The sequence below is a fragment of the Phormidesmis sp. 146-12 genome, from assembly GCF_052939495.1.
Window position 1 is genome coordinate 1 of record NZ_JBJPHS010000003.1, and the last position, 12,733, is coordinate 12,733.

General features: G+C 49.4%; 11 protein-coding genes. 1 reads left to right on the forward strand and 10 read right to left on the reverse strand.

The features are described 5' to 3' along the window. Window positions 1-183: 183 nt before the first annotated feature. From nudC to ACKFKF_RS02040, 4 genes are all read right to left on the reverse strand, one after another. Complete coding sequence (nudC, locus tag ACKFKF_RS02025; RefSeq protein ID WP_446866141.1) at window positions 184-996, reverse strand: NAD(+) diphosphatase; 813 nt, start codon at window positions 994-996, stop codon at window positions 184-186. Between the two features lie 179 nt (window positions 997-1,175). Next, window positions 1,176-2,366 carry an MFS transporter gene (locus tag ACKFKF_RS02030; RefSeq protein WP_446866143.1) on the reverse strand — a complete coding sequence of 397 codons (1,191 nt, stop codon included), beginning with the start codon at window positions 2,364-2,366 and terminating at the stop codon, window positions 1,176-1,178. Between the two features lie 58 nt (window positions 2,367-2,424). Beyond that, window positions 2,425-3,873, reverse strand: coding sequence for an alpha/beta fold hydrolase (locus tag ACKFKF_RS02035; RefSeq protein ID WP_446866144.1), 1,449 nt, complete (start codon window positions 3,871-3,873; stop codon window positions 2,425-2,427). A 91-nt stretch (window positions 3,874-3,964) separates the two neighbouring features. Then, complete coding sequence (locus ACKFKF_RS02040) at window positions 3,965-4,321, reverse strand: hypothetical protein (RefSeq protein ID WP_446866146.1); 357 nt, start codon at window positions 4,319-4,321, stop codon at window positions 3,965-3,967. 669 nt (window positions 4,322-4,990) lie between these two features. Here ACKFKF_RS02040 and ACKFKF_RS02045 point away from each other — a divergent pair. Continuing rightward, on the forward strand, window positions 4,991-6,997 hold the full coding sequence (locus ACKFKF_RS02045; RefSeq protein WP_446866147.1) for an IS1096 element passenger TnpR family protein: 2,007 nt from the start codon (window positions 4,991-4,993) through the stop codon (window positions 6,995-6,997). A gap of 175 nt (window positions 6,998-7,172) precedes the next feature. On the opposite strand, the gene urtE is transcribed toward ACKFKF_RS02045, so the two are convergent. The 6 genes from urtE to ACKFKF_RS02075 all read right to left on the reverse strand — a co-directional run bounded on the left by urtE (window position 7,173) and on the right by ACKFKF_RS02075 (window position 12,669). Then, window positions 7,173-7,871: an urea ABC transporter ATP-binding subunit UrtE gene (gene urtE, locus ACKFKF_RS02050; RefSeq protein ID WP_446866148.1), complete on the reverse strand. Its 699-nt coding sequence runs from the start codon at window positions 7,869-7,871 to the stop codon at window positions 7,173-7,175. Next, window positions 7,861-8,661 carry an urea ABC transporter ATP-binding protein UrtD gene (urtD, locus tag ACKFKF_RS02055; protein ID WP_446866149.1) on the reverse strand — a complete coding sequence of 267 codons (801 nt, stop codon included), beginning with the start codon at window positions 8,659-8,661 and terminating at the stop codon, window positions 7,861-7,863. The genes urtE and urtD overlap by 11 nt, the downstream gene beginning before the upstream one ends. 39 nt (window positions 8,662-8,700) lie before the next feature. Beyond that, window positions 8,701-9,888: an urea ABC transporter permease subunit UrtC gene (gene urtC / locus ACKFKF_RS02060; RefSeq protein ID WP_446866150.1), complete on the reverse strand. Its 1,188-nt coding sequence runs from the start codon at window positions 9,886-9,888 to the stop codon at window positions 8,701-8,703. A 5-nt stretch (window positions 9,889-9,893) separates the two neighbouring features. Beyond that, window positions 9,894-10,868, reverse strand: a complete 975-nt coding sequence (gene urtB / locus ACKFKF_RS02065) for an urea ABC transporter permease subunit UrtB (protein WP_446866151.1) — start codon at window positions 10,866-10,868, stop codon at window positions 9,894-9,896. 72 nt (window positions 10,869-10,940) lie between these two features. After that, window positions 10,941-12,332 carry an ABC transporter substrate-binding protein gene (locus ACKFKF_RS02070; RefSeq protein WP_446866153.1) on the reverse strand — a complete coding sequence of 464 codons (1,392 nt, stop codon included), beginning with the start codon at window positions 12,330-12,332 and terminating at the stop codon, window positions 10,941-10,943. Between the two features lie 76 nt (window positions 12,333-12,408). Continuing rightward, a complete protein-coding gene (locus tag ACKFKF_RS02075; RefSeq protein WP_446866154.1) occupies window positions 12,409-12,669 on the reverse strand; it encodes an FmdB family zinc ribbon protein in 261 nt (86 codons plus the stop codon). Window positions 12,670-12,733: the final 64 nt, after the last annotated feature.

Below are 12,733 nucleotides of genomic sequence, written 5' to 3' on the forward strand. Positions count from 1 at the left end.
TGAGGGATGAGGGATGAGGGATGAGGGATGAGGGATGAGGGATGAGGGATGAAAAGATTTTGGGCGTTGCTGAATCAGGGGATGAATTGCCCCAAAGCGGAGCGAAACCCAAGGTTCAAAGTCCCCCAATTTTGGGGGATTTAGGGGGCGAAGGATCTGTAGCATTAACAAATTGATTTGGTATCACTCCTCACTCCGCCAATAGTCAATGAGCTTATGCGCAATGCTGATTTTAGAAGGAATTTCTGGCAAGTTGTGTTTGTGAAACCAGGCGGCTTCGGCGATTTCTTTGGGGTCGATGACAATTTCACCACTGGCGTACGTTGCTGTGAATCCGATCATCAAGGAGTTGGGAAAAGCCCACGGCTGCGAACCAAAGTAGCGAATGTCTTTGATTTCGATTCCGACTTCTTCGCGAACTTCACGCACGACGGTTTCTTCGAGTGATTCACCCGGTTCGACAAAGCCTGCCAACACGCTGTACATGGACTTGCGAAATCGAGGCGCACGAGCCAGCAGCACTTCTTGACCACGAGAAATCAACACAATAATCGCAGGAGATAGGCGCGGATAATTGACCAATCCACAAGCAGGACAACGTTTTGCCCGATCGCACTCAATCTGAATCATCGGAGTCGCACAGTGCCCACAATATTGATGAGTCCGATCCCATTCCATAATCTGCACGGCTCGACCTGCCAGCGAGAACAAATCTTCGTCCACCATTTCGTAGAGTTCGCGCAGTCCTTGAAAGGTTAGATCGGGGGGAGCAATGGCCGCTTTGTCGAGTTCCGCAGAGTAGCAGGGAAAGCCGTCTAGGGTTCCTAAAAACTGGGTGCGAATGGGTTTGAGTCCGATTTCGGTCAGATCCGTCAGCTTGGGAATTTCACTTGCCGTTTCTGTGAGATGCACCAGCAATTTGTTGCCTACAAACGCAAACCAGTAAGCAGGTTGAGAATCGGGGGGAGGCGTAGTGCCAGAGAGAAAAGTTCGCATGATTGTAGGAGTCGATCGCCCCTCATGGTAACACTGAGAAAATTCGTAAACTGGCGATTCAAATCGCGGCTACTAGAGCGAAGTCCACCTCCGTGGACTAGTTGGTACGATCGCTTCTTAGTGTGCAGAGGCATACTTTGTTTTGATAGCCGCGATTTGAATCGCCAAGCTGAGAGAATTTAGGCTTCACGTCTGTCTTTCTCACCACCTCGTGCTGACCCACGATGTATTACCACCATCAACACAGCCAGAGGCAACAGCGAGACGGGAATGGCTTCTAAGCCTGCACGATCGGCGACCCAACCCACCGCACTAGGAATGGCCGCTGCCCCAAGCGACGCAATACTTGCCAAAAACCCGATCGCTGCGGGAACGATCGACGCGGGAACTCGCTGCGGCATCAGCCAAATAATCGTCGGGAAAATAGCAGCCAGCGCAAATCCACTTAAAGGCAAACTCCACCCCTGATCGGGAAATTGCCACCAGGTCACTAAACCAATGATCAGTGAGGTGAGCGAAACGTCGATCGTGCGAATTGCCCCCCAATATCTCACCATCTGTCCCATTGCTAATCGTCCCATTGTCAGACCAAACCAATAGCCACTGACGCTATAGCCTGCGACCCAGGTGGGAATGTCTCGGCTGACGTGTTGAACGGTGTAAGCCCAACTGCCGATCGAAGCCTCTACCCCCGTGTAAATCAGCAGCATCAGAGCAGAGAGTAGCACGATCGGCATTCTTAGCGCACGACGTAGACTAGTTTTAGAATTGCTGGCAGCAACAGAAGAAGTCATCATCGGTTGATACTGGTGTAACACTGCCCAACTCATGCCAATGATTAACAAACTAACTAGAGATGCAATCACTAAATAAATCTGTCGCCACTGCAACCCCAATGCTAGAAGAGTCGTCGCGATCGTAGGCCCCAACAGCGCCCCAATGCCATAAAAAGCGTGGAGCATTCCCATTAAGTTAGCGTTGCGCTGATCGCTGGCGATATAGGTGTTGATACCTGCGTCGATCAGTCCGATTCCCAGTCCGAGAAGCAGTCCGACTGTGACCATGATGGGCCAATGAGTCGTAAAAGCGTAAAGGCTGAGGGCACTGGTGAGCGCGATCGCGGCCATCCAAATCATTTTCGCCAATCCCAATCGACTAGTCAGTAAACTGCTGGTCAAGGCGGCGGTTATGTAACCTGACATCTGACTGATAAAAAGCAGCGTTACGGTTGCGGGAGTTAGCTGATAAGTCGTGAGAATCGAGGGCAACAAAACGCCTAAGCCACCTTCTGCAATGCCGATCGCGATAAACGCATAAAACGAAAGGGCAACGCCAATCCAGGCAGGATAATTTGAACGAGATGCAGCCATGATCTTCTAGACAGAACTGACCTATCGTAAGGGTTTCTCAATGAGGCGCGTTCTATCATCAGGCAGAGAGGGGAAAGCCAGCCGCCAACAGCCACGCAAAAAACAACGCTGTGCCGATCGCATAGATCCACACGTCATTTAGTCGTCCGATTACGAAGGAAAATAATCCGAAGAATACGGGAAATAATGGCAGTAGAAGAAATATGAATCCTAGCTTTGGCAGAAATACGATCGCTAGCGTGAATCCTGCCACCAGAACCAAACTTTCGGTCAACCACCAGCCAACTCGTCCGATCGCGCTTCTCTGAGATTGAGCCATTCCCGATGCCAAAAACCAGGGAAAACAGGCCAACGCGATCGGCAACCAAACCGCCAACCGAGTCGGAATGAGCCACCATTGCAGCCAAACCACTTGAGCCATCGCCCCAAACGCCACCCAAAGTAGCCCAAACAGCGCAAAACCCAGACCTAGTGACCGTCCGCTCAAACGCGGCCACCGAAATAGAATCGCTAACCACACCAATCCGGCAATCAAAAACCAAACGCCAACGGCACCCCCCACCTGAACACCGCCCAAACTTTCTAAAGAGACGACGGGATCTAAAAGCTTCAATCCTAACGATGCCACGCCAGACGATGTAGCTAAACCGCCCCAGGTTTGCCACGGAGACAGCTTGAGATTGACCGTTTCTGACGCAAATTTAGAGGCAAGCAGTCCCAAAACAATCAGCCATCCGGTTAGATGGAGCGCGTACCAGATCATGCGGCGATCGACATAGCTACTCTCAATCTGTTGCCCAAAGGTCGCATCTAACCAGCGTAAGGCCGCCTGATGGCTGACGGCGTTAAACAAAATGGTGATGTGTTCGACATTGGGAATAGTGATCAGTTCTCGTGCTTTGCCTGCGGTAAATTGAGCGTTTTCGCCTCCGGCTGCTGTCAGCAATTTTTGGGTGTAGGGAGCTAATCGACCTTCCCAGGCTCCAATTTGCAGTTGCAGATTTTTGGGCGCGTTGGGGCTGACATTCTGAGCGGCAGGAGAAATGGCGATCGTCGCCGCAAACCGATTCACATCCTCAACGCCTGCTTGAATGACAACTGCACTGCCCATTGAGTGACCGAGTAGCGCCAGGCGATCGCGATTCACTTCAGGCTGTTCAATCAGCACATTGAGGGCAGTTTTCAGGTTTTGGGAGAGGTCAAATCTGGTGAGGGGGGCGGGGTTGGCTCCATGTCCATCAAAATCCCACAGCATTGTGGCGTAGCCTGCATGAGCGAGTACATGCCCATAGCTCAACATCAGTTGTTTTGACCCCGCAAACCCATGAGCAATCAAGACTCCTGGCGCTTGTGTCGCTTGTTTGGGTGCCATATAGATTAGAGGAACGCCATCCCGCTCTAAAGAACGAACGACTAACCCCGATCGCGCCTCAACAATGCCCCACCACGAAGACAGAATGAGGGCGATCGCCAACCCCAGCCAACCCCAGCGTTTTAACCAATTCATGAAGATTATTTGTGCAGTTGTTTTAGTTTAGCGAGTGATCAGCCGAGGACATTAGACCATCCCTCATCCCTCATCCCTCATCCCTCATCCCTCATCCCTCATCCCTCATCTTCCGTCGCTGTCGAGTGAGAATGCTCATCACTTCGCCAAACGAGGGTGCAGGGAGTAGAGGACTCCAGTCTGTGGCATTCGCAAATCGTCGAACGTGCAGGTTTTGGATCGTCTCAGTTACACCGTCAGAGGAACCGATGATCAACACGCGCAACACTTCAAAATCATCAGCGTGAGGAATCGCGACATCAGGTAAGAGATCCTGAAGTGGAACACGAAGCGAAGTAATGGTGAAACGGGGAATGGAATCGGGAAGGAATCGGCGTTGAATCAATTCTAGGAATGCGTAGGCAAAATCGCACAGCCAAAAGCCAGCGTTTAAAAGACGCTCTGCCATGATAGATACTCCAAAATTTAGGTCTCCGAAGAAACCCAAAAAACTAGCCGCCCCAGAGAGCAGAGCAAGTCGGAGCGGCCAAAGGAGTGATAAAATTCTCCATTAGCCCTCTTGACTGGTACGCACAGTCTTGCGGGTTAGCTGCCCTTCGTTGCTCTTAACAACTTGGGGCGGCGACAGACTAGGTTTTTTGGGCAGCCAGACAACTTTCCTGTGACGAAAAGATGTCCTTGATTTGAGAGAATATCTGGAATTTTGACTCACGTCAAGTAAATATTGCAGGGCGTTGTTGAGCGACTGGATCGAATGCCGATCGGTTTAGAATTGTGAATTAAATAAAATCGGGCGCTGCTGATCGGAGGGATGAATCTGTGAGAAGTGTCCAGCTTTTCGCCCCCTAAATCCCCCAATTTTGGGGGACTTTGAACCTTGGGTTTCCCGCCGCTTTGGGGCAATTCATCCCCTGATTCAGCAACGCCTAAAATCGTTGTCTAAATATCACAAATATCGATGTTATTTAATTCTCGATTCTTAATGTCTAGCTTGCATCGTACGATCGCTTCCACCAAACAATTCACATCTCTTAACCTCTAAAACGATCGCTCGTCATACAATTTTGTACCATACAGATTTGTACCCTAAAGAAAACGCGATTGTGAGGAACCACTCATGCCTTTAGATCTCTATCAACTGGATGCTATTACCGATTTTGATGAAGCGATCGATCGCCTTGATGACTACGTTGCAACACTGGTTGAGGAGCTGGTTGAATCACCAGAAGGCAAGGCGTATCTCAAAGCTCATCCTGACGTGGAATCCTTTGGGGGTTGGATTCATCAACTGCTTTACTTTGGGTATTCCTATCGATCGGTGACATTGCCACACTTCAAAAAGAGCGATGTCGAGGTCATTCTCACAGAGTTATTTCCGGCTAAGGTGACATTGCTTAATCCCGATGAGGCAGATACAGCAATTCCAGAATTGACGGCTTTTTGGCAGTTTCTCAAGCGACAATACAAGCACGCGAATGCAACTAAAATTCTTACTTTTCTTAAAAAAATTCAGCCTGAGTTTAAAGCATTAATGACTGACTCCAATAACTTTGGTATGGCAAAATCCATCTTTATGTCAGGCATTGAGTCAGGATTTGATATGACGACTCAGGAAGGATTGCAGGCGTTTCAAGAACAACATAACCAAAAGATTCGAGAAGCAACCACGCCGCCTGGGTTTGGTAAAGTGCTGAAGAACTTAAACCCCGGTGAGAATACAACTTCAACACAACAACAGCTACATGATCTGCTGAATACAATGGCGAGTGTCATGCTGTCTCAAGAGGGTGATCTGTTTGAACCTGCAAGGAGTCGCCCCAACGATTCTGACCGCCCCAACCTAGAATCTTCAGGCGATACCTTTAATCGGGGACTCCAAACATCAATGTGGGAAGCCACTGCCTCTGAATTACCGCCCTTGTCCGAGGAAGCGATCGCACTTCTCAAACAACAATCGATCACCGAAACAACACCGGGAACGATCGTGCGCGACTTCCAAACTTTCATAGAGTTTATCGGCGATGGAATTCCTGTCAGTGGAACACATCATTTGATTTCAACAGTCAAAGCTTTAGCAGATCTCAATCAACGTCTGAGTGATCCGATCGCAATTGATCTTCAGCGTCCTCAACAAAAATCTTATCCGCCGATCAATGCACTCTATCTGCTATTACGCACGACTGGATTAGGGCAAGTAGTCGGTCGTGGTAAGAAACACTTTCTCGTGATCGATCCTGAGTTATTGCAGTCCTGGAATAGTCTAAATTTGACAGAACGCTATTTCACTTTGTTAGAAGCCTGGTTAATTCGATCAAGTTCAGAAACGCTAGGAGATGAGCGAAGCTACATCAATGAAGGAACGCAATGTGTTCAAGACTGGCGGTTCATTTCTCAAGAGAAACACTTTAGTCGCTATGCCGATCAGCAGACATTAAATTATCATCCCGGCTATCACAATCTGGCACTGCTTAAGCTATTCGGCATGATGGAGATCGACTCTGACAAGCCGGAAACCGGGAAAGGTTGGCGAATTAAGCGCATTCAAAAGACGGCGATCGGCAATGCTTTGATGCAGGTCATTGTGCCTTTCTACCTCGAAAGTGGTCTGATGTGGGAGTCGGAAATCAACCCAACGCTGCCCTTTGGCGAACTGCAACCTGTCCTGCAACCTTACTTTCCAGAATGGCAAAACAATCTAGCAAGGCTCACTCGCAAAAGGCGATCGGGCGTGTTTGTCTTTAAGGTATCTCTGGGCAAAATCTGGCGCAGGCTGGCGATTTCGAGTGATTTAGTGCTGAGTGATCTAAGCAGTTTGATTTTAGAATCGGTGGGCTTTGATGAGGATCATTTGGATATGTATCAATACAAAAATCAGGTGGGTCGATCGGTAAAAATTTCTCATCCCTATGTCGAGGAGTCTCCTTCGACTGATGACGTGCGGGTGGGCGAGTTGCCGATCGCTGAGGGAACGTCAATGCTGTATGTCTTTGATTTTGGCGACTGGTGGGAGTTTGATGTGCAGTTAGAAAAAGTTGAGGGTGACGATCGACAAGGCTACAGTGCGATTCTCGAAAGTCACGGTGCCGCGCCCAAGCAATATCCCGATTGGGACGAAGAAGCCTAAAAGTCGGTTTGATGAAGGGGGTTCTCTGCGCTGTTTGGCGCTTCTGTCCCCCAACTCTACAATTCCGGGGGACTTTGAAGATAAGCGTTTCGGAGGTTCTGCACCTTGAGGAAGTCAGCAAGGAGCGTATTTCATCAAATGCCGTCAACAAGAGCGCCCCCGCAGACCATACGACTTAAACCGTGAGATATTGGTGAACTAGCGCATCTGTCAATTGAGAAGTCTCGCCCTTAGCCACGATCGCGCCCTTTTCCATAATGAAAAACTTTTGAGCGAGTTGCCGAGCGAAATCAATTTTTTGTTCGACGACGACGACGGTGATGCCTTTTTCGCGGTTGATGCGTTTGAGCGTCTCCTCAATTTCTTGCACGATCGACGGTTGAATGCCTTCGGTCGGCTCGTCTAACAGCATAATTTTGGGATTGCTCATCAAACCACGCGCGATCGCCAGTTGTTGTTGTTGTCCGCCGCTGAGTAGTCCCCCCTGACGATTGAGATGCTGCTTGAGCATCGGAAAAAACTCGAAGATCTCATCGGGAATTTTGCGAAGCTTCTTTTTGGCAGCAGACATCCCTAGCTTGAGATTGTCTAACACCGACAGATACGGGATAATTTCTCGCCCCTGGGGAATGTATGAAATACCATAGCGGGCCCGTTTGAAGGTGGACACTTTGGTAATCTCGTCTGCATCAAAAACAATGCTCCCCGACAGAACTTTATTCAACCCAATGACACTTCTCAGTAAGGTGGTTTTGCCCACTCCGTTGCGACCGAGAATGCAAGCAATTTCACCTTGTTCGACGGTCATATTGACCCCAAATAAGACGGGAGTCTGGTCATAGGAGACGGTGACATCCGCGAGTTCAAGCAGCATTGTCGATTTGTTCACGACCTAGATATACCTCAATGACTTTTGCGTTTGACTGAATTTCTTGAACTGATCCTTCGGCTAACTTTTCGCCCTGGTGCAATACAACAATTCGTTGAGCAATTTGTTTGACAAACTCCATGTCATGCTCGATCACGACAACCGAATGAGTTTGAGCAATAATCTTGATAATCTCGCCTGTGGCATAAGTTTCGTCAGCGGTCATGCCAGCCGTAGGCTCGTCAAGTAGGACAACAGTCGGATCTTGGGCCATGACCATGCCAATCTCGACCCATTGTTTTTGCCCGTGGGAGAGCGAAGAAACTTTGGCAAACCCTTTGTCGAGTAGTCCGATGCGATCGAGCACCTGTTCAATCTTTTCTTTCTTAGCGCGGGTCAGCTTCGATCGAATTGCCGCAAATACGCCATGTGAGCCTTTGAGCGCCAAAAGAAGATTCTCAAACACCGATAGCTCATTGTAGACATTGGGGTTTTGAAACTTACGCCCAATTCCCATCCGAGCGACGTCATAGGGATTGTAGTTTGTAATGTCTCGCCCGTGATAGTAGACGTGACCTGACGCAACGGGAGACTTGCCCACGATCGCATCCAGTAGCGTACTCTTCCCGGCTCCGTTGGGGCCGATAATCGTGACAATCTCTTGATCTCCGACCTCCAAATCAATGCCTTTGAGCGCTTTGAAGCCTGAAAACACAACTTTGAGATCTTTGACCGCCAAAACAGGTTCGCCAGAATCCAGGGTTGTGGAACTCGAAATCGAGGAGGCTGCTTGCATCGCGTGTATTCCTTAATTGCTATGTGAGTGAGAAACCGCTTACCGTTTGTTGTGTCCGCGAAGCTTATCCACAAATCCCATCAATGGCGTGTACCAATCGAATAAGCTGGCTCGTACAAACCCCGCAGTAGAACGCGAACCCATCAAACTAGTCATTCGGTTAGCTTCGGTAAAGCGAAACTTTTTGGGAAGCAAACTCATCAAACCATCGGGTAAAAACAGCACCACCAGCAAGAGAATGATGCCGACAATTAACTGCCAATCTTGAGTAATGCGATCGACCGAGTTTTGTAACTGTCCCAGCAAAATGGCCGCAATCACCGGCCCAAACAGCGTTCCACGTCCACCCACTGCCACCCAAATTACAACCTGAGTCCCAAACGCAACCGCCAGATAGACCGGAGAAATGAACTTGTTGAGCGGCACAAACAATCCGCCTGTGATGCCTGCGATCCCCGCTGAGAGCGTCCAGATAAAGATCTTAAAGCTGGCAACGTCATAGCCTAAGTAGGAAATCCGCTTCTCGTTTTCTTTGATCGATCGCAGAATCAGACCGAAGTTCGATTGAGTTAACCACCAGCTTCCAGCAATCACAAAGGCGGCAAAAAATAGAATCATGTAGTACAGTCCCAGCGGCGGCACGACGATCCCAAACAAGCTTAACTTTGAGACATCTGTGATCCCGTTCGTTCCCCCGGTGTAGGCTTGTTGGCTGACAAAGAACGTCGTCAGGGCCGAAGAAATCGCCAGGGTAATAATCGTGATGTATACCCCACTGACTTTAGAGCGAAAGATAAACCAACCAATGATGTAGGCAAATCCCGCAGGGACGGCCACCATTGCGATCGCTGCGATCGGAAAGAACTGTAGCGGTGCAATAAACCAGGGCAGCTCCTTGAGTCCATTCCACACCATAAAGTCAGGCAGGGTGCCCCCGTAAGTGTTGGCGGCGGCTGACAAATTGAGCTTGAGGTAATACGCCATCGCATAGCCGCCCAGGGTAAAGAACACCCCATGAGCAAAGCTGAGAATTCCAGTGAATCCCCAGACCAGATCAAGCGAAACCCCCAACGTACCAAACAATAGCAGTTTCGCCATCAAGTTCGTTTGAAAGCCACCCGCAACAAGCGGGAAAATGCACAAAATGAGCAGCAGAACGCCACTCGTCACAATCAACTTAGTTGGAACATTTGTAGCTTGTCGAATTCGCCCAATTACTTCTGTCATTGCTATTAGCTCCGCTTCTGAACCGTAAACAGACCTTCTGGGCGATAGCGAATCAGCACAATCACAGCAGCTAACACAATGACTCTGGCAGAGGGATCATTGAGCAAGTAAGCGATCGCTGCATTCGATTGCCCAATCAAAAACGCACCCGCCAGTACGCCCACTAACTTATCTACGCCTCCCGTCACCACCGTCATCCAGGCATCTACGAGATAATCCTGTCCCATTGGGGGAGCCACACTCTTGAGCGAAGAAATCACCGTTCCGGCAACACCCGCCAGCCCACATCCATAAGCAAAAGTGGCCATATCAACCAAACTGGTATTTACGCCCAGACACTTGGCCATTTCTCGGTTTTGAGTCACAGCCCGGACTTCTCGACCCAGTGAGGTGCCATAGAGCAAGTAAGCCGTCAGCGCCAACAACAATAGCGCCATAAAGACAATAAACAGCCGATAGACCGAAATCTGAATCGCCTGGCCGCCTACTTCAAAGGGTGTCCAATTGCCGCGAATGTAAGGAGGGGCTTTGACGTACTTTAACTGAGCCGTAAAGATCAGTTTGACCACGCCCTGAAGGACAATACTCAAGCCCCAGGTGGCTAACAGCGTTTCGAGGGGTCGCCCATACAGTCGGCGAATGATGGTTAATTCTACGATCGCCCCCACCAGTGCTGTAAATAAAAACGAGAATGGGATCGTCAACAGCAAATCCATCTTGAAGTTACTCTGAAGCACAAAGGTTGCGTATGCGCCCAGCATAATGAATTCACCATGAGCGAGATTGATAATCCGCATCACACCGAATGTAATCGCCAGCCCCAACCCCGTCAGTAACAGAATCCCGACGATCCCCAATCCGTTGAGCAGTTGGTTGGTAAAGGCGATCGCATCAAACCCTTTATCTGTGGGAGTTGACTGTGCTAGATAGCGTGTTGCGTCCGCGATCGCAGACATCGTGTCTAATATCAGAGTGTTCATATCCCCTCGAATACAAATCGATCAAAATTTAGACTCCCCAACTTCAAGTCGAAATCGGAGAGTCGGGTCAGCCTACACTTTTAGAAGCTCGACTGGCAGATCTTTGTTGGTTTCAACGATCGGGTTGCCGCGCTCATCCGGTGTTTTGTGAACACAAGTGCGACCTCTATAAAGCGCCTGACTCCAGGGAATCGGCTTCACGGCGGCCTGCGTTGCAAAGATGATCTCTGCCTGTCCGTCTGCCTTCCACTTACCAATCCGAGAGTAGAGGAACGTATGGTAGTTGTCAGGATCAACTTTCACAGTCCCTTGGGGCGCTTTGAAGACTTGTCCACGGGTCGCTTCTCGTAGGTTAGAAGTCGTGAGTTCTTTCCCTTCTTTGGCACATTTCTCCATTGCTTGCGCCATAAAAAAAGTTTGGAAGTAAGCCGCTTCCATGACTCCATTCGTCACCCGATCCTTGCCAAACTTCTCCTTAAACTGTTCCACAAACGCCTTGTTTTCGGGCGTGTCTACCGTTTGGAAGTAGTTAAAGCTGGTGTAGTGACCTTCCGCAAACTCTGGCCCCATTGCCTGAATTTCTTCCTCAGTCGTGGGATAAGCCATGATGGGAATGTCTTTGGAGGTGATTCCAGCATCCTTTAGCTGCTTGTAGAAAGCAGGGATACTGTCCCCTACTAGGTTGCTGAGAATGAAGTTAGGTTTCGCCTGCTTGATCTTGTTGATGATTGTAATGAACTCAGTCGTGCCCAGGGCTGCATATTCATCACCCACGACTTCGCCGCCCACTTTGACTAGCTCTGCTTTGGCGATCCGGTTACTTTCTTTGGGATAGATGTAGTCAGAGCCGATAAAGAAGCCTTTTTTGCCAAACGTCTTGGCGCAAAACGGAATGGAGTCCGTGATCTGTTGGTTAGGAGCCGCTCCAGTGTAGAAGACATTAGAACTACACTCGTTGCCTTCGTAATAGACCGGGTAGTAGAGCAGCTTGTCTTTTTCCTCAAACACAGGTAGCACCGATTTGCGGCTGGCAGAGGTATAGCACCCCAACACACAGGCAACCTTATCTTCATCAATCAGCCGCTTGGCCATCTGGTTGTACAAGTCCCAGTTAGAGTCTGGGTTGACTACTACCATGTCGATCTTTTTGCCATTGATGCCTTGTTTGCCTGACCACGGCCCTTTGCCTTCATTAATTTGCTCAACGGCTAAGAAGGTCGCATCCTGCAAAGATTTTTCGACGATCGCGATCGTGCCCGTTGTGGAGTAAAGCACCCCGACTTTGATGCCATCACCAGAGGGGGAAGTACCTGCTGCTGGGCTACTGGCGGTTGTCCCTGTGTCGCCTCCTCCACCACCAGAGCAAGCCGCAACAACCGTACTGCCGATCGCCAAAGAACCATATTGAATAAACCGACGACGGGTAATTCCGCCTAAAACAATCCGGGGTGTACGTGACTTCATTAATTGAAATTCTCCTTGTCTAACAAAACTCACACCAAAAGAAACCTTGCGATTTTGCGAAATGCTCCCTGAAAAATCAGTGTCCAATCATCCAGGGGCGGCTGCCAGCATGATGTTGAACCTGGGGCGCTTTGGGTTCTCGATCGCGCTTAACTAACTGTGGCTCCCGGCTTTCCTGCTTTAGTCGAAAGGTTCCAGAGAGAACGGCCGGGGGCGAAAAAATTCGTTTCCCTGGCGTGTCACAGTCTGGACAGGGGGCAGGATTGCTGGATTCGACGAGCGATCGCCACACGTCAAACAGACCACAATCATCACATCGAAACTCATAGAGAGGCATAGGCTCGTTACTCAGAAGTCAGCACATTCAAACAATAGACTGGTGAATGCCAGATAGCAACTCA